17 protein-coding genes are annotated in these 17,566 nt (G+C 72.4%); 9 read left to right on the forward strand and 8 right to left on the reverse strand.

Annotated elements, in window-relative coordinates:
* The first annotated feature begins 75 nt into the window (after positions 1-75).
* The 8 genes from ACLHRZ_RS08775 to ACLHRZ_RS08810 all read left to right on the forward strand — a co-directional run bounded on the left by ACLHRZ_RS08775 (position 76) and on the right by ACLHRZ_RS08810 (position 8,764).
* Positions 76-942 (forward strand): alpha/beta fold hydrolase, encoded by an 867-nt coding sequence (locus tag ACLHRZ_RS08775; RefSeq protein ID WP_490417723.1) that lies wholly within the window; start codon positions 76-78, stop codon positions 940-942.
* A 1,410-nt stretch (positions 943-2,352) separates the two neighbouring features.
* On the forward strand, positions 2,353-3,249 hold the full coding sequence (locus ACLHRZ_RS08780) for a trypsin-like serine peptidase (protein ID WP_490417724.1): 897 nt from the start codon (positions 2,353-2,355) through the stop codon (positions 3,247-3,249).
* Positions 3,250-3,452: 203 nt separating this feature from the next.
* The gene (locus ACLHRZ_RS08785) at positions 3,453-5,027 is read left to right on the forward strand and encodes a hypothetical protein (protein ID WP_490417725.1); all 1,575 of its coding nucleotides are present in this window, start codon (positions 3,453-3,455) and stop codon (positions 5,025-5,027) included.
* Positions 5,024-5,245 carry a hypothetical protein gene (locus ACLHRZ_RS08790; RefSeq protein WP_490417726.1) on the forward strand — a complete coding sequence of 74 codons (222 nt, stop codon included), beginning with the start codon at positions 5,024-5,026 and terminating at the stop codon, positions 5,243-5,245. Before ACLHRZ_RS08785 ends, ACLHRZ_RS08790 begins: the two co-directional genes overlap by 4 nt.
* Complete coding sequence (locus ACLHRZ_RS08795; RefSeq protein WP_490417727.1) at positions 5,242-6,012, forward strand: thioredoxin domain-containing protein; 771 nt, start codon at positions 5,242-5,244, stop codon at positions 6,010-6,012. The genes ACLHRZ_RS08790 and ACLHRZ_RS08795 overlap by 4 nt, the downstream gene beginning before the upstream one ends.
* A complete protein-coding gene (locus ACLHRZ_RS08800) occupies positions 6,009-6,371 on the forward strand; it encodes a hypothetical protein (RefSeq protein ID WP_490417728.1) in 363 nt (120 codons plus the stop codon). Before ACLHRZ_RS08795 ends, ACLHRZ_RS08800 begins: the two co-directional genes overlap by 4 nt.
* A complete protein-coding gene (locus tag ACLHRZ_RS08805; protein ID WP_490417729.1) occupies positions 6,368-7,834 on the forward strand; it encodes a hypothetical protein in 1,467 nt (488 codons plus the stop codon). The genes ACLHRZ_RS08800 and ACLHRZ_RS08805 overlap by 4 nt, the downstream gene beginning before the upstream one ends.
* Before the next feature lie 183 nt (positions 7,835-8,017).
* Complete coding sequence (locus tag ACLHRZ_RS08810; protein ID WP_490417730.1) at positions 8,018-8,764, forward strand: hypothetical protein; 747 nt, start codon at positions 8,018-8,020, stop codon at positions 8,762-8,764.
* A gap of 3 nt (positions 8,765-8,767) precedes the next feature.
* Here the strand turns inward: ACLHRZ_RS08810 and ACLHRZ_RS08815 are convergent, their stop codons facing one another.
* A complete protein-coding gene (locus ACLHRZ_RS08815; RefSeq protein ID WP_490417731.1) occupies positions 8,768-9,643 on the reverse strand; it encodes an SAM-dependent methyltransferase in 876 nt (291 codons plus the stop codon).
* Positions 9,644-9,749: 106 nt separating this feature from the next.
* Complete coding sequence (locus tag ACLHRZ_RS08820; protein ID WP_490417732.1) at positions 9,750-10,562, reverse strand: SDR family NAD(P)-dependent oxidoreductase; 813 nt, start codon at positions 10,560-10,562, stop codon at positions 9,750-9,752.
* Positions 10,563-10,693: 131 nt separating this feature from the next.
* Here ACLHRZ_RS08820 and ACLHRZ_RS08825 point away from each other — a divergent pair, with 131 nt between their 5' ends.
* Positions 10,694-11,203, forward strand: coding sequence for an LURP-one-related/scramblase family protein (locus ACLHRZ_RS08825; RefSeq protein ID WP_490417733.1), 510 nt, complete (start codon positions 10,694-10,696; stop codon positions 11,201-11,203).
* A 7-nt stretch (positions 11,204-11,210) separates the two neighbouring features.
* Here ACLHRZ_RS08825 and ACLHRZ_RS08830 read toward each other — a convergent pair whose 3' ends face one another.
* From ACLHRZ_RS08830 to ACLHRZ_RS08855, 6 genes are all read right to left on the reverse strand, one after another.
* A complete protein-coding gene (locus ACLHRZ_RS08830) occupies positions 11,211-12,410 on the reverse strand; it encodes a cytochrome P450 (protein ID WP_490417734.1) in 1,200 nt (399 codons plus the stop codon).
* Positions 12,411-12,519: 109 nt separating this feature from the next.
* A complete protein-coding gene (locus ACLHRZ_RS08835; protein ID WP_490417735.1) occupies positions 12,520-13,650 on the reverse strand; it encodes an amidase domain-containing protein in 1,131 nt (376 codons plus the stop codon).
* Between the two features lie 193 nt (positions 13,651-13,843).
* On the reverse strand, positions 13,844-14,515 hold the full coding sequence (locus ACLHRZ_RS08840; RefSeq protein ID WP_490417736.1) for a GNAT family N-acetyltransferase: 672 nt from the start codon (positions 14,513-14,515) through the stop codon (positions 13,844-13,846).
* A 122-nt stretch (positions 14,516-14,637) separates the two neighbouring features.
* Positions 14,638-15,114 (reverse strand): S26 family signal peptidase, encoded by a 477-nt coding sequence (locus tag ACLHRZ_RS08845; protein WP_490417737.1) that lies wholly within the window; start codon positions 15,112-15,114, stop codon positions 14,638-14,640.
* Entirely contained in the window at positions 15,111-17,009 is a 1,899-nt protein-coding gene (locus tag ACLHRZ_RS08850) for an ABC transporter ATP-binding protein (RefSeq protein ID WP_490417738.1), read from the reverse strand. The genes ACLHRZ_RS08845 and ACLHRZ_RS08850 overlap by 4 nt, the downstream gene beginning before the upstream one ends.
* Positions 17,006-17,557 carry a TlpA family protein disulfide reductase gene (locus ACLHRZ_RS08855; protein ID WP_490417739.1) on the reverse strand — a complete coding sequence of 184 codons (552 nt, stop codon included), beginning with the start codon at positions 17,555-17,557 and terminating at the stop codon, positions 17,006-17,008. Before ACLHRZ_RS08855 ends, ACLHRZ_RS08850 begins: the two co-directional genes overlap by 4 nt.
* Between the last annotated feature and the right edge of the window lie 9 nt (positions 17,558-17,566).

Consider the following 17,566-nt stretch of genomic DNA (forward strand, 5'->3'; position numbering starts at 1 on the left):
TCGCTTGACAGGTTAGCTCACCCCGTGCTTGCATGGCGAATAGCTAACCGGATCAACCATTTGAAGGGGTTAGAAATGAGCTCGGTGCACCACCGGACCGCCATCGTCGACGGCCACGAGATCTTCTACCGCGAAGCCGGCCCCGCAGACGCCCCCACGATCGTCCTGCTGCACGGCTACCCGACCAGCTCGTTCATGTTCCGCCACCTCATCCCGCTGCTGGCCGACGACTACCACGTCATCGCGCCGGACCACCTCGGCTTCGGCCACTCCGCCGCCCCCCTCGCAGGCGAGTTCACCTACACCTTCGATGCCCTCGCCGAACTCACCACGGGACTGCTCGACCAACTGGGCCTGGACCGCTACGCCCTCTACGTCCAGGACTACGGCGCCCCCATCGGATGGCGCCTCGCACTCAAGCACCCCGAACGGATCTCCGCCCTCATCACCCAGAACGGCAACGGCTACGAGGACGGTTTCGTCGAATCGTTCTGGACCGACGTCTGGGCCTACGGCGCGGACCCCGGCCCCGCCACCGAACCCGCCGTCCGCGCCGCACTGGGCATCGACGCCATCCGCTGGCAGTACCTGCACGGCGTGCCCGACCCCAGCCTGGTCAGCCCGGACACCTGGGAGCACGACTTCGCCCTGGTCTCCCGCGAAGGGAACGACGAGGTCCAGCTCGCGCTGTTCCGCGACTACCGGAACAACCTCCCGCTCTACCCGCTGCTGCACGAGTTCCTGCGCACCAGCGAGGTCCCGGTGCTCGCCGTGTGGGGCCGCAACGACGAGATCTTCGGCCCGGCCGGTGCGCAGGCCTTCGCCCGCGACGCCAAGGACGCCGAGGTGCACCTGATCAACGGCGGCCACTTCCTGCTGGAGAGCCACCTGGACGTCGTCGCGGGCTACCTGCGCGGCTTCCTCGGGCGGGTGCTGAGCTGAGCAAGTGATCGCGGCGGGGGGAAGACGACATGACGTAGGTCCGGAACAGCTACGGGCGCCCCTGCTCGGGTTCGTACTGTCACTGAAGGCGAAGCCGGGCCGCGGCGGCCGTAAGACTCACGTCATCGTTGGAAGCCCCTTTCCGTACATGGGGCACAGGGCCCGGCGCCCTCGCCGGATCCGCGTCAGCGACTCTGCCCCGAGGCGGAGCGGGGGCGCAGCAGTACGGCGGCCAGGATGGCCGGTGCGGTGATGAGCAGGGTGAACGTCACGAGCGAAATCGCGGATGCGGGTGGCTTGTTGGTGGCTGCCGAGGCGTGGTGATAGCTCGGGTGCAGGGGTACCGGCGGGTGTGCGGGCGGCCTGGGTACCGGCGCCGAAGGAGACGGGGAGGGGGAAGGGGACGGAGCATTCGGCGGGTTGGGAGCAGGGGGGTTGACGATGGGGACGGCGCCGGCCGGCGGCCCGGCAGGAGCGGGAGCCGCCGGGCCGGGCGCACCGGGGGCGGGAGGTACGGGCCCGGGTGCCGGAGGTGCCGGAGCCGGTGGAGCAGGCGGCACCACGACCGGCGGTGCCGGCGCAGGAGGCGCGGGGGCAGGAGGCGCCCCAACGGGCGGCGCCGGGGCCGGGGGTACGGCGCCCCCCGGCGGCACGGGCGCAGGCGCCGCCCCTCCGGGAGGGGCCGCAGGAGGCGGAGCGGGAGCGGGCGGGGCTCCGCCCGGAGGAGCAGGGGCAGGAGGCGCTCCCCCCGGCGGCGGCGCAGGCGCAGGAGGGGCCGCAGGCGGAGGCGCGGGGGCAGGTGGAGCCGCAGGCGGCGGCACGGCCCCCGGAGGGGCCGGTTTCGGGCAGGCCAGGCCCGGATGCGTCACCTCCACGTGCAGATCGACGGCGACCACGTGCGCGTCCACGCAGATCCGCCCCCGGCCGGTGTCGACCGCATCCGCGGTCACCCCGCCTCCCAGCGCCCGCACATGGGCGTGCGACGGCGGGTGGTCCGGCACCCGGAGCGGCAGATTCCTGGTGAGCAGGTTCTTGGCGGCCGCCGACAGCACCGGCGCCCCGGCGACCGCGGCGTTCGCGCCCACGTCGTCCGCGGCAGCGGCACCCGCAGGCGCCAGCACGGCCAGTGCCGTCAACGTCACCGCACATCCGGTCCTCAGCCATACCGTCACGCGGGACAGCGTGCTCAATCGTCCACGCCTGCAGTAGAGTTCACCCGCGAATTCCTCCGATGGGCGGAAAATTCCCTGAGCACACCGCATCGGGGCCGTCCGTGGTCTCCGACCCGCCGGACCGCCGAAGGCGGTCAAATCCCGGACGTCGCAGTCGATTCTGTGTACCCTCCGTCCTGATTCCGCGCCGCCCCCTGCAGACCCGCATCCCCCGGACCGAGAGAGCGCGAGGACGCAGATGCCTTCGACGACCGGCCCGGCAGCCGCCGGGCACAGGCCCCGGCCGCCCCGGCGGCGCACCCCGTGGCCGTTCGCCGCCGCGCTCCTCCTCGCCCTGCTCCCCCTCGCCGGCTGCGGACAGGAACACGACGAGCAGGAGACGGGGCTGGACGCTTCGACCCGTCCGAGCCCCTGGTCGAGTTCACGGCTGGTGCACGCGAAGGCGCTCGTCCACCATCCCGGCACGTCCCACACGGCACAGCCGACGCTGTCCAACGCGCGCGTGGGTGCGCTGTTCGCCCACGACACCTCGGGGGACCACTTCTGCACGGCGAGCGTCGTGGCCAGCCCGGGCAAGTCCCTCCTGATCACTGCGGCGCACTGCGTGCACAGCGGGGGCAAGGGCGGCGACAACACCGACATCGTCTTCACCCCCGCCTACCGCAACGGCCTGACGCCGGACGGGATCTGGCAGCCGTCGTCCATCGTCGTCGACCCGCGCTGGGCCGACACGGGGGATCCGGACTTCGACGTCGCGTTCATCGTGCTCAAGCCGCTGAACGGCAAGCACATCGCCGAGGTGCTGGGCGCCAACACCCTGGGCACCGACAAGGGGTTCAGCAACGCGGTGCGGATCACGGGCTATCCGGAGAACGGCAACGAGCCGATCACCTGCGGCAACCGCACCACGCAGCAGAGCGCGCACCAGATGCGCATCGTCTGCACGGGCTACAGCGGCGGGACGAGCGGCAGCCCGTGGCTCGCCGGCTTCGACCCGGCCACCAAGAGCGGTTCCGTCATCGGTGTGATCGGCGGCTATCAGCAGGGCGGCGACACCGACGACGTCTCCTACAGCCCCTACTTCGACGCCTCGGTCCAGAAACTCTACGGGCAGGCCGTCGCCCAGGAGAGGTGACGCGGTACGAAAGCCCGGGGAATTCGGCGGCAATGCGACGGGCGGCCAATAGGACGATTCAATTATCGGAAGTCTTTTTTGGCATTCCAATGCCTTGACGCGTTCACGCGGGCAGGACCACCATCGCGGAAAGGAGCATAATTCCGCCGCCATTCGGATGGGGGTTCCCGATGGCTTTTCTGGCCGCATGCGCCGCGGGAGGTGTGCGCAACGGATTCGCGGGGGTCGTGGAGGACGGGCGGGTGGCCGTGGACGCCTTGTGCTCCTGCGGCAACCGCCACCGGCCGGCGGCCGGGAAGAGCAGCGAACATCCGGTCACGGCCGGGGTGTTCGCCGCCGCAGGCCGCATCGCCGAGACCTGGGTGTGCCCGCGCACCGGGCAGCTGGGGCGCGGTGCACTGTCCCAGGTCCCGCTCTTCTATTCCGTCTTCAACAATTCGGTCCGTTTCTCCACCGATCTCGGAGAATTGGCCGGCGAAACCGCGGAGCCCTGGCCGGCGGCGGTCGCGGCGGCACTGGACGGAGCGGTGCTGCCCGCACCGTTCACCCCTTACGAGAATGTCTTCCAACTGGCCTGCGGGACAACCCTCACGGTCACCCGCGGGCGCGAACGGCTGGACCTCGCGGAACTCGATCTCACCGAACTCGCCGACCGCGCCCGGCGGCTGGCCGGGCGGCGCGGACCGGTGGCGACACTGCGCTGCGCGCTCGCCCACGCCGGTGCCGACGCCCTGGACGGCGCGGTCGCCGGCCTGCTCGGGGACGGCGGCGGCCTGGGGGCGGCGGCGGTCGCAGCGGCCTGCGGCGACCTGGTGCGCAGGGTGTACCTCCACGTGGACGTGCCGGTGCTGGAGCGCAGGCGGGCACGGATCGCCCCGGGCGCGACCCTGATCGACGGGACGCGGGCCTGGCTGCGGGCCTGCGGCCGCACCGGGCCCGGCTACGCCCACGAGGCCGACCCCTGGCCGCCCGGCCCGGACCTGCTCGGGCCGGGCCGGGTCCGTCTGTTGAGCGGCCGGGCACTCGCCCGGGCCCTGACCGGGCCGCCCGCCGGCACGGGACGGCTGCGCACCGGCTGGGTGCGGCTGGCCGGTGCCCCGCCGGTGCCCGCTCTGCGCGGGCAGCGGGGCTGGCGCACCTGGCTGCCTCAGCCTCCCGCGGCGCCCCCGGCCGCGCAGCCGCCTCCCCCGGCGGACGCCGAGCGCGACCTCCTGCAGCCCGCGGGCTGGATGTCGCAGGCCGCGCGGGCGGCACGGGCACCGGTCAGCGCCGCCGATGCCGGCAGCCACCTGGTGCCCGCCGAAGGCGCGGGCGCCACGCTCTCCGCCGTCATCGACGCGCTGGAGTCCAGGCCGCTGCCCACGCGCAGGCCGGACGGGCCCGAGCCGGTACTGATCAGCGCGCACCCGATGGTGGTCGGGGCCATCGCACACCTCGCCCTCGACGGCCGGCTGCGCCGAAGCCTGCGCGGCGGCTACGTCGATCCCGTGCCGCTGCTGCGGGAGTTGGTGCCCGCGGGATGGCGGCCCGCCGACACCACGCCGGCCGAGCGCGACAAACTGCTCGCGGCGGCCTTCGTGACGCGCCGGCTGGCGACGGCGGAACAGCGCGCCCGGCTGCTGGCCCGGGTCGAGTCGAGCCCGTGGATCGACGCCGACCGTCTCAAGGCCGTGCTGGCCGACAGCCGCAAGGTCCTCTTCGACGCGCCCGCCCTGCACCGCCTGTACGTCACGGCGGAGCGCTACGGCGAGGCCATGCACACGGCGGTGCCGCAATGACCCTGGTACTGGAGGAGGGAGTGTGCCTGGTCACGATGCCGTTCGGCGACGCCATCGTCGTCGACCGCACCCGGCTCGGCGTCCAGCAGGTCAGCGCCCGGCTCGCGGGCCTGCTCCAACAGCGCGGCGCAGTGCACCGGTTGCTGCCGCCCGCGCTCACCGAGGAGATCCGCCGCGGCCTGGCGGACGGCTGGCTGTCGTTCGAGGAGGGGTCATGATCGTCCTGTCCGGTGCGGCCGCCATCGCGGCGGGGTGCGGTCTGCTGTGGCTCAGCCTGGTGGCCAAGCTCGCCGACCGCGAGTCGGCGAGGATCGTGTGGCCGGTGACCGGCCGCTTCGGCCGGGTCCTCGGGCCCGGAGCGGTGTCGGCCGCCGAGGCCGTGGTCGTGGCCGTGCTGCTGGCCCCGCTCCCGGTGGCCGTACGGCTGCTGCCGCTCGCGGCGTGCTTCAGCGCGTACGCGGCCGCCGCGACGATCCTGCACGGGCGCCGCTGCGCCTGCTTCGGCGGCTGGCTGCCCACCCGCCTCTCCACGCTGCACGCGGTGGGCTGCGCATGCATCGCCGCCCTCGCGTTCACCGGAGTGCCCGGCGGCCTGTCCGTCCGCGCGGCCACGGTCGCGGCCGCCGCGTCCGTGACGGTGGCGAGCGTAGTGGCCGCGGTGCTGTGGTGGCGCGCGGCCGCCCGCGCCCGCCAACCGGTGCGCGACGTCCACCACTTCGTGGTCTTCACCGCGGAGTCGTGCCCGTACTGCGCCGCGCTGGAGGCCCAGCGCAGCAGGTACGCGGCGCTGACGGACAAGCCGCTGGAGTTCCGGCAGGCGGTCACCGAGGAGGACGCCGAAGAGGCCGGCCGGGCGTTCCCGGCGGTGGTCGGCTACGACGGGGACGGCGTCCCGGTGACCGGGCCCGTCCACGGACTGTCGCCGATCCGCGACATGTTGCGGCGCTCCGCGGCCGACCGCGCGATGACGGGGAGCACACGATGATCGCGGAACTGCGGACCTCGCTGCGGCTGCGCCGGCACACGCTGCCGGAATTGATCGAGGAGGCGGAACGGTCCGGTGCGTGCACGGCCACGGGCCGTCCGCCGGTGACCGCGGTGCTGATCATGCGCCGACTGCTGTCCGGCTTCGGCACCTCCATGGACGAGACCGCGGCCGTCGTCGCCGCCCTGCGGCAGTGCGGGTATCCCGCTCAACTCGTCCTGGGGGCCGAGCCGTTGCCCGCGAACGACGGCGAGTACCCGGTCTTCACCTGGGTCGCGGTGGACGGGGTGCCGGTCGACACCGACCGGCCGCCCGACACCTACCTGATCGAACTCGCCAGGTTCCCCGAAGAACCATGACCGGCTTCGAGCGGACGGTCCACGCCCTGCTGAACCGCCCGGCCGGAACGGTCACCGGCTCGGTCGGCGAGGGGTACGGCTGGGCGGTGCACCGGCACCGCCACCCGCCTGCCGTGCCCGGCTCCGACAGCGCTCCTGCCGGGCTGCGCACCGGGCAGTTGGAAACCGTCTCGCCGGACGGGCGGCACTGGACGCCCGCCGAGCTCCACGACGTACTCGGTCAACCGGCCTACAGCGCAGGACGGTTCGCGGGCACGGCACTCGTCGGCGGCGAGCCCCGCTGCTGGATCGCCGCCGCGCGGACGCGGCGGGTGCGGCTGCTGAACATCCCGGCGGCGCTGACCGAGGGCGACGGGACACCCGTCGCCTGGAGCGGCGGCGCGCTCGTCCTGCCCGCCGCCGCGCCCGCGCGGCGGCGCGATCCGCAGTACCTCTTCGAGGCCGAACCGGGGCAGCGCATCCGGATGGCCCTGCCCGAGGCCACCGCCGAACACCTGCGGCTGCACTACCGGTTCGCCGACCCCGTCTCCGGCACGCTCCGGCCCGTGGGTCTGGCGCCCCGCGGCTACCGCGACGTCCGTGCCACCGCCCGGGGAGCGGTCGCCGCCCACGCACCCGGCCTGGTCGCCGCCGTCCGGCCGGACGGCGCCGGGGAGCAGGTGATCGGCCTGGACGACGCCCCGCTGCTGGACTTCCGGTGGCTCGGCGACCTCGTCCTCGCCACCGGGCGTCCGGACGGCTTCGACGTCCTCTCCTGGAACGGTGACGTGCAGCGCCTCCTCCACCGGCACCACGGACGCTTCCTGCACAGCGACCACGGGGAACCCTTGACCGTCCTGGCGCAGCACCACGACGGCGGCCACGCCGTCATCGTCGTCGACGACGATGCCGTGCACGTGACAGGGCTCGACGGCCACCCGACAACTCCCTCGCAGATCCTGGCCGTCGGTCCGCGCACCGCCGCCGGGCTTCGCTTCGCCACCCTGCATGCCGGCAACGAGGCCGTGTTGTGGAACATGGCCCCGGGGGCGACGGCCGCCGTCCGGCTGTCGCGCCACGACCTGCCGGGCAGCAGGCGGCCGGTCACCGTTCGTCGCTGGCACGATGCCGCGTTCGCCTGCGTCACGGTCCCAAAGCCCCCGTCCGCAGCCGCCCCCGCGCCGGTCCGGCACCCACCGTGCATAGAGGCAGCGCACGGATGTGCACATTACCGAACACACGTGAAAGGAAAGGGAGTCACGACCATGCGAAACCTCGAAGACATCGCCACCACACGCCTCGGGATCACCATGGTGTCCTACACCGCGTCCCGCGAGGGCGGCTGTTTCTGGAACGGCACGGCGCCCTTCTGCGTGGGCATGTGCCCGTCGGGCTACTACAACTGTGGTGCGGACACCTGCGGCGAGGGCGCGTGCTGCGTCACCGGTTACAAGGTCTACTGCTGCCGGGGGGCTTGCGGCTAGCAGCGGACGCAGAAGCGCTGAAGGCTCTCACCGGCAAGTGAGGACCTGAGGCTCACAGCGGCACAGGCACGGGATGCCTGTGCCGCCCGTCCGAGGCGAAGGAAGCTGAGCGGTACCGCGCCCCAAAGGGGCGCGGGGAACTGCGCGACCAGCCACGGCGGTCCGCAACTGAAGGAGAAACCGATGAGCAGACACCGCGAGGCCCCGCGCAGCGGTACCGCTCGGCGGCTCCCGTTCGGTGACCTCCGGCTGCTCATCGCCTTCGGCCTCTCCGCCGCCTGGCGGGCCGACCGGCGCCGGCTGCTCATCGTCCTCGCCTTCCAGGGCGTCCAGGCACTGGGCGCGGGCGGTGCGGTCCTGGTGGGGAAGAACGCCCTGTCCGGGCTGACCGGATCGGCAGGCGAGCAGGCGCACGCACCGTCACTGAGCACGTCCGCCGGGTACATCGCGGCCTTGCTGGCCATGGGGTTCATGAGCAGCATCGTCAAACAGGCCCTGGAATACCACCAGTCGATGTTCCGGCTGAGCATCGAGCGTGACGCGGTGGAGCGGGTCGTGACGGCCGCGGCGCAGGCCGGGCTGGCCGAGTTCGAGGATCCGGGGTTCCACGACCGGGTCAGGCTCGCCCTCACCGCCGCGCAGGCGTACCTTCCGCAGCTCCCGACGCTGCTCGTCACCGCCCTGCGCGCCGTCGCCACGACGGTCGCGGTCGGCGCGGCGCTGACCACCATGGTGTGGTGGCTGTTCCCGCTGTTCGCCGTCGCCACGGTGCCCGCGGCGGACCGCATCTACGTGCTGCAGCGCGGGCGCGTCGTCGGGAGCGGGACGCACGAGGAGCTCATGGCGGTCAACGACACCTACCGGGAGCTCTATTTGGCGCAGGCCGGCGCCTATCTGAACGCAGCCGGCCGGAGCGGCGGACCCGCCTGACGGCTACGGGAGCCGGGCGAAGACGTGCACGGCTCCGCGCTTCGCGAACTCCTCGCTCAGCGGGCGCCCATGGCCGACGGCCGTCTCCTCGGCCGGCACGCTGCGCGTCAGCCAGCCCAGGTCCGTGAGGCGGTCCGCCGGCTCGGGCCGCTGATCGGTGTGGATCAGGCTGGTGATGTCGACGCCCAGGGAGCGAACACTGCCCTTCACGGCCTCCTCGCCCCGCGCTGCCGGCGAGGGGTTGCCGAAGGCCTCCACCGCGAAGCGGCTGCCGGGGGCGGAGAGCCGGTGGATCTCCTGGAAGAGCTCGTCCTCGGCAGCCGGGGGAAGGTAGGGCAGGAGTCCTTCCGCGAGCCAGGCGGTGGGCCGTGAACGGTCGAAGCCCGCCGCCTCCAGCGCCGTGGCCCAGTCGTCGCGCAAGTCGACGGCGACCGGGCGGTGTGCGCAGGAGGCGGTCGCCCCCTGCTCGCCCAGGACGCGCAGCTTGAAGTCCAGGACCAGCGGCTGGTCGATCTCGTAGACGACGGATCCGGCCGACCACTGCAGCCGGACGGCCCGGGCGTCGAGCCCCGAGGCCAGCACCACGGCCTGGGTGATGCCGGCTGCGGTGGCGTCCTGGAAGAAGTCGTCGAAGGCCTTGGTGCGTATCGCGATGTACGTGGAGGTGTCGGGCCAGTACTGCTGCGCGCCGTCGGCCGCGGCCTCGGCCGCCGTCGTGGGCATCGGCACGGGCGGCCGGGCCTCCTCGACGAAGCGGACCGCGTACGGGTCCTGGATCAGGGCGTCCGGCCGGCTGGTCTCGACGGCTCTGGCGGCCGCCACTGCCAGTGCGGTGATGCCGATGCCCGAGACGATGTCCCACTGCTGGTCCGTGCTCACGAACGCCTCCTGCGATCAAACCCGTTGAACAGGTGACCATGCTAAGCACGTGCAGGCGGTCCGCACCAGACCGTAGCCCCAGGCAACTTCCAGACCTGACGCACCGTCAGCGCGGCTCCATGCGGAAGGCGAACCCCGCGGTCCCCGGGTCGACGGACGTGACCCCGCCGTCGACCGTCAGCACCGCACCGTTGACGAAGGAGGCGGCCGGCGACAGCAGCCAGCCGATCGCCTCTGCAACCTCCTCCGGCCGGCCCGGACGGCGGGCCGGGATGAGCCTGGCTGTCTCCTCGTACGCGGCCTCCAGGCCCTCCGCCCCCTCCCCCAGCCGCTCCTCGTCGGCGAAGCGGGCCATGCGCCGGTCGGCCATCTCGGTGCGGATCCAGCTGGGGCAGACGGTGTTGGCGCGCAGGCCCTGCGGCCCGTAGTCGACCGCGAGCGAGCTGCACAGCTGCAACAGGGCCGCCTTGGAAGCGGCATAGGCCGCGTTGCCGACCCCGTTGCGCAGGGCCGCGACGGAGGCGACGGCGACGACGGAGCCCTGCACCTGCAACAGGTGCGGAAGAGCAGCACGCATGAGGTGGAACGGGCCGGTGAGGTTGATGCTCATGACGGCTTCCCAGTCCGCCACCGCGAGGTCGCCGACGGCCCCGCTGCGGCCGATGCCCGCGTTGAGCACCAGCCCGTCGAGCCGCCCGTAGGCGGAGACGGCCGCCTCGACCAGCGCCGCGGCGGCGTCCGGGTCGGCGGCGTCCGACGGGTGGGCCAGGGCGCCGGTCTCCTCGGCGATGCGCTGCAGCGGTTCGGGCCTGCGGCCGGAGACGACCACTCGGTGCCCGTCGGCGCGCAGCAGTCTCGCCGTCGCGGCGCCGATGCCCGTTCCCCCGCCGGTCACGATGACAACTCGTCCGTCCGACATGGCCGTCCTGCCTCCAGGGTGATCGCGTACAGGGTGTTCGATCATACGGAGCCCCCGCGCCGACCGACTACGCTCGGAGGGGATACAGTGCCGCCGCCCGGACAGGGCGTGGTGAACGGGGGTTTCGGAAAATGCGCTATCTGGTACGCGACCGCATGCTCGCCTTCCACGAGGAGGCGTGGGTCGAGACCGAGCACCGGGAGAAGATCTTCAAGGTCAACAGGAAGTTCTTCCGGCTGCGCGGCACCTTCGCTTTCGTGGACACCCAGGGCAACCAGGTGGCCAGCATCGTCAAGAAGTTCTTCACCCTCCACCACACGATCCTCATCGAACAGAACGGTGTGGTGGAGGCCCGGATCAGCAAGCGGGCGTTCACGTTCTTCGGCGACCGCTTCAAGGTGAGCCTGCGCGACGGGCGGCGGCTGCGGATCGCCGGCAACTTCTGGGACAAGGAGTTCGACATCCAGGACCGGGACCAGGGCGTCACCCTGGCCCACATCTCCCGGCGCTGGTTCACCATCCGCGACGCCTACGCGGTCGACGTGATGAGCCAGGAGGACCCGACGCTGCTGATCATTCTGGCGGTGTGCGTGGATCACACCCTGCAGGATATGAAGGGCGAAAAGCTCACCAACCTGTGACGGGCGTTCAGCACTCCACACGCAGTTCCTGCAGCCCTCGGATGACGAACCCCGGCTTCCACTGCGGCTCCGCCACCAGCCGCAGCCCCGGCGCACGCTGCAGCAACGCACCGAACGCGGCCGCGAGTTCGAGCCGGGCGAGCGGCGCCCCCAGGCAGTAGTGGATCCCTGCGCCGAAGCTGAGGTGGGCGCTGCCGGTGCGGGTCACGTCCAGGCGTTCGGGGTCGGGGAAGACGGCGGGGTCGTGATTGGCGGAGCCGAGCAGGAGGGCCACCTCGCTGCCGCGCTCGACGACGGTGCCGCCGATCTCGATGTCGTCGAGCACCCAGCGCTCGAAGAGCTGCAACGGGGTGTCGTAGCGCATCAGTTCCTCGACCGCCTGCGGGACGAGCGCGGGCTCGCGGCGCAGGGCGGCGAGCTGGTCGGGGTGGCGGAACAGCGCCCACCAGCCGTTCCCGGTGGTGTTGACGGTGGCCTCGTGGCCGGCGTTGAGGAGCAGGGCGCAGGTGGAGACCACCTCCTGCTCGCTCAGCCGCTCCCCCTCGTCGCAGGCGGCCACCAGCGCGCTGATCAGGTCGTCGGCGGGACGGGCCCGGCGGTCGGCGATCAACTCGCGCAGGTAGGCGGAGAACTCGACGGAGGCCCGTACCGCGCGCTGCGCCGTCGCCTCGTCCGGGTTGAGCTCGTACATCCCGCAGATGTCGGCCGACCAGGGCCGCAGCAGCCCGCGGTCGGCGGCGGGGACGCCGAGCATCTCGGCGATGACGGCCACGGGCAGCGGTTCGGCCACGTCCGCGATCAGGTCGCCGCCGCCCTCGGCGAGAAGGCCGTCCACCAGCTCGCGCACCAGCCGTTCGACCACGGGCGCCAGGGCGGTGACGGTGCGCGGGGTGAAGGCCTGTGTCACGAGGCGACGGATGCGGGTGTGGTCGGGGGCTTCGAGGTCGAGCAGGCCGTTGTCGTTGAGGTCGTGGAACGGTGCGTGCTCGGCGGGCGGCGGGGTGCGCCCGAACTCCTCGTGCGTGAAGCGGTGCAGATACGTCCGCCCCAGCCGCCGGTCGCCCAGCAGGGCCCGGACGTCCGTGTGGTGCGGCACCAGCCACTGCCCGCTCGGGGCGAACCAGTGGACCCGGCCGGCGGCACGCAGTTCGGCGAAGCCGGGGTAGGGGTCGGCGACGAAGTCGGGAGACCAGGGATCGAACGACATGTGCGGATGCTACGCGCCCCGTCAGGGGCGCGGGGAACTGCGCGAGCAACCACACACAACCCGCAGCCGACCATGCACCCCCACCGGAGGTGCATGGTCGGCCCATTCATCAGGTGCGGTACGCGAAGTACACCGCGTCCGGGTTGGCGGCGATGATGCTCGCCACCGACTTCCGGAAGGTGTTGGTGGAGTGGTACGTCACGTACGGGATGCCGAGGCGGCTCCGGTGAGTGACGATCATGGAGTGGTCCTTGGACCCGTCACCCTCGAAGTCCATCTGGAGGATGTCGCCGACATCCAACTGGTAGACGTTCGCCAGGCTGGTCGTCCGCTTCGAGGACATCGCGTACGACGACCACTCGTTGGCGCCCACCCAGGTGGTGGAGTCGCCCTTGGAGTTGGACCACCACTTGCGGGAGTCCGAGGCCGCGCCGGCCTCGTCCTTCCATCCGCCGGCCTTGAGGGCCTGGCTGATGAAGTTGGTGCAGTCGCCGCCCTGGCCGTTGTAGTCGCGGTACTGGGGGTTGTAGTTCCGCCAGTACTTCTCCGCGTAGGCGGCCATGGCCTTGTAGTCGTAGCCGCCCGGCTTCTGGGACTTGGGCATCTGACGCGCGGGCCAGCTGATGGACGCGGGCGTCGCCTTGAGGGGGCCGCCCTTGTCCGGTGCCGGAGTCGGCGTCTTCTGGGGCTGGTTGATGGCCCGGGGGCCGTCGTCCAGCGGCTTCATGTCCGCGAGCTCCCACTTGCCGCCCGACACGCGGTGGAAGCTGAGCTCGTGGTGGGCCGTGAAGCCGGTCGTGCGCGGCTCGTCGCCACGGACCTGCTTGTAGTGGTAGACCGTGACCTCGGTGACGTAGACCGTGGCGCGGCCGCCCTTGACCGAGGTCTTGTCCGTGGTGACCCGGGTCTCGGCACCGGTGTACGCCTCGCCCAGCGAGTTGAGGCGCTTCTTGCGGGTCCGCAGCGAGGACAGACCGTCCTCCTCGTTGCGCTCCCAGCGGCTGGAGAGACGGACCTTCTTCTCGTTCGTCTCTATTCGGCTACCCTGACGGTTGCCGTCCACCAGCACGGCCGAGCGCTGGGTTATCACGTCGTCGGCGATACGGCCGAAGGACGCGGTCGTCGCCTTGTCCACGGTGTTGCGGGCCTCGCCCGCGTTCGCGAAGGTGCTCGGCAGCAGCACTGCCGACACACCCGCGGCCGCTGCCACGCCGACGGCGATTTTTGTCTTTCTCTTCACGTAGTGACTCCTTGCCCCCCGGCCCGAGCGGACCGGGAGACGGAATCTTCGCACACACTTCCATCATACAAATACGCGCTGGTTACCGTGTGAAACACCCCGTCAGTTCGGTGAATCCACACATCCCGTGACACACCCGGATCCGGCCCCGGAGACGACCGGAACACACCGGTGGATATCGGGCGTTCTTCTGTTACGCGGCCGGAACGAGGGGGCGCAACTGCCGCCCCACGCGCCGCTCCAGCCCGTCCCGCACGGCGGGCCACTCCTCGTCGAGGACCGAGTAGAACGCCGTGCCCCGGACCATGCCGTCCAGGCCGCGGGTGTGGGCCCGGTGGACCCCGTCGAGGACCGCGCCCAGGCGCTCGATCGCCGCACGCGAGCGTACGTTGCGGGCGTCGGCGCGCAGCGAGACGCGGCGGACGCCCCAGGCCTCGAAGGCGTGGCGCAGCAGGAGCAGTTTGGTCTCGGTGTTGATCCCCGTGCCCTGGGCGCCGGCTGCGAGCCAGGTGCCGCCGATCTCCGCCGCGTCGGGCACCGCGGTGAGCGGGTCGCCCAGCGGTCCGCGCGGGGCCGGCGGCCAGAGCACCGGGCCCTGCCAGTAGTCCAGCTCGCAGAGCCGCGTCGAGCCCACCACCGCGCCGTCCGCGGTGCGCACCGTGGCGAAGGGCAGCGCGCGGCCGGCCGCCCGGGCCTCCAGGGCGTCGCGGACGTAACGTTCCATCGCCTCGACGCCGCTGGGCACGGGGGTGAAGAGGTAACTGCTGCGGTCCTCGCCGGCCGCAGCGGCCAGGGCCTCGACGTGCTGCTCGCCGAGCGGCTCCAGCCGCACGGAGCGGCCGTGGAGGAAAACAGGTATGGGCACGCTGTCGTGGATCTTTCAACGAAAGTGACGTGGGCGGCTCAGTATGGGGTCAGGACAGCGGTGAATGAAAGGCCGGGCCGGGAACGCCGGGCCACGGCCGGGTGAACGAAGAGCAACGGGGCTCAGGAGGCCGGTGACCTCCATTGCAGCACCCGGCCCAGCACGCGGTCGGCCGGGAAGTATCCCAGGTGCCGCGAGTCGCAGCTGACCGCCCGGTTGTCGCCGAGCAGCACCAGCCTGCCGTGCGGTACGCGCTCGGCACCGCCGGTGCCGCGGAAGGTGATCCGGTCGCCGGGGACCGCGGCCACCCGCTTGATCAGCCACACCCGCCCCTGCACGGCCGCCGCCCCGTCCTCCGCGCGCACGGGCGGCCGCGGCCAGGTGCCGCCGGTCGCGGGGCGTTCGGCCACCACCACCTCGCCCACCGCCGGCTGCCGGCCGCTGCGCCGCACGAGCACCCGGTCGCCGTTGCGGAAGGCCGGCGCCATGCTCTCCCCGTGCACGGTGACCACCACGATCCTGCGCGCCGCCACCACCAGACCGGCCACGGTCAGGACCCCGCAGACCGGCAGGACCCATCGTGCGGACGCCGCCGTCACCGCAGGTCCCCCGTGAACGCGGGATCGCCCGGCGCCCCGGCGGCCCGGTAGCCGGTGGCCTGCAGGGTGAACAGCCGCGCGTAGCGCCCGTCCGCCTCGACGAGCCGGTCGTGCGGGCCCTGTTCGACGATGCGCCCGTTCTCCAGCACGGCGATCACGTCGGCGTCGCGGACCGCTCCGAGCCGGTGCGAGATCAGCAGGCTGGTCCGCCGGCCGCGGTGCTGCCGCAGCGCGGTGTGGACCTCGTGCTCCGCCTCGGCGTCCAGGCCGGCCGAGGGCTCGTCGAGGATCATCAGCTCGCGCCGGTCCCGCAGGAACGCCCGGGCCAGCGCGAGGCGTTGGCGCTGGCCGCCGGAGAGGACGACACCGGTCTCCGGGTTGTCCTTGTCGGACTCCATGAAGAACCTCCGCGACAGCAGCGTGCCGTACCCGTGCGGCAGGGCCTCCAACGCGGCGTGGATCCCGGCCCGTTCGGCCGCGGCCCGGATACGCGGGAGGTCCCCGAGAGCCGTCAGGTCGCCGAGGGCGATGTTCTCCTGCGCCGTCATGTCGTAGTGCATGTAGTCCTGGAACACCGCGCCGATCCGGCGCCGCAGTTCCGCCACGTCGACGGTGCGGATGTCGGCGCCGTCCCACAGGATCGCGCCCCGTTCGGGGTCGTAGAACCGGCACAGCAGCTTCACGAGCGTGGACTTGCCCGCGCCGTTCAGCCCGACGAGCGCCAGCGCCTGGCCGTGCCGGATGTGCAGACTGGTGCCGCGCAGCACCCAGGGGAGGTCCGGGGAGTAGCGGAACCACACGTCGCGCAGCTCGATGCCGCGGGACAGGTGCGGCAGCGGTGCGGGCCGTTCGGGGACGGGCAGGTCGGGTCCGGCGCGGGTCACCACGAGATAGTGGTCGAAGACCAGCAACGCCTGGTGCGCGCGGGCGACTTCGCTCGCCAGCGCGCCCAGCGAGCCCTGCACACCGGCCACCGCGGCCACGAACAGCACGACGTCACCGGCGGAGAGCCGGCCGGCGTGTGCGGCGCCGACCGCCCACAGCAGTCCGCCGCCCGAGACGAGCGCGGCCAGCAGCCCGAGCACCGCCTGGACGATCGCCTCCTTCCGGTCCACCGCCCGCTTCGCGGCGTTGGCGGTGCGCCGGTCCGCCAGCATCCGCCCCCGCAGGAAGGCGCCGGTGCCGAAGAGGCGTATCTCCTTGGCCGCTTCCACGCTGGAGAGCAGCTCGCTGTAGAACATCTGCCGACGCTCGATCGGGCCCACGTCCCACAGTGTGCGCGCCTTGCGGCGGGCCATCGTGACCTCGGAGAGCAGGGCGGGGACGGCGGCGGCCAGCACCAGGACGGTCATCCACGGGCTGAGCAGGGTGAGCGAGCCGAGGAAGCCGCCGATCGTGACGGCGGCCCGGGCGATGCCGATGGCGGCGTCGACGGCCTGGCCGGGGGTGCCGCCTCCGGCGTTCTGCGCGAGGCGCAGCCGGTCGAGGAACCGGGGGTTCTCGAACCGGCCCAGCCCGGCGAAGCCCTCGACGACCGTGAACAGCCGGTCGTCGGCCAACAGCCCCACCCTGCGGTCGAGTTCGGTGCGCAGGTACCGGTCGACCTGGGGTACGACGCCGAGCACCACCCCGGATGCGGCGAGTCCCGCGCCCAGTCCGATCAGCCGGGCCGACGAGGCCCCGCTGCTCAGCCCGTCGAGCATGAGCTTGGTGAGCCAGGCGGTGGCCACGGGGAGCACGCCGACAGCCAGGCTGAGCAGCGCGTGGACGGTGAGCACGCCGGGAGCCGCTCGGGCGACCAGGGCGCCCGCGGCGGCGATCCGCCGCAGGGTCGCCGCTGCGCCGCGGGCCGCTGCAGGGGCCCGGTCGGCCTCGTCCGGGCCGCGGTGGTTCATGCCGCGACTGCCGGTGCGTCGAGATCCAGCCGGTTGCCGGCGACCACCTGGCGGCCGTCGCGGTCCTGGGTGACCTTCAGGAGCGTGGGGAAGCCTCTGACCTTGAAGGCCTCGCTCACGACGGGTTCGCCGGCCTCGAGCACGACGCGGGCCGCCGGTGCCAGTGCGGCGACCTGGTCGCGGGAGCGCTCGGTGGTGCCGACCACCACGGCCAGCACCTGGTCCCGTCCGCCGGCGGTCGCCCGTGCGTACTCCACGAATTTGGGGATCATCTCGTGGCAGGGGCCGCAGTTGGGCGAGAAGAACGCCACGAGGGTGTCGCCGGAAAGGGACTCACGGGTCAGTGCGGCGCCGTCGACGGTGACGGCGCTGAACTCGCCGATTTCCGTGCCGACTTCGATGACGGGTGGTCTGCCGGGAGAGTTGGCGGCGAACTTGGTTATCAGAGTGGTGTGTTCGCGCAGCCGCTTGATCACCCCCAGGGTGAGGATCAGATCCAGTGCACAGAGCAGTCCCACCAGCACCACAGCCGCGATCAGGACGGGCATGGAAGTCGT

It is taken from the genome of Streptomyces sp. AM25 (genome assembly GCF_058146165.1).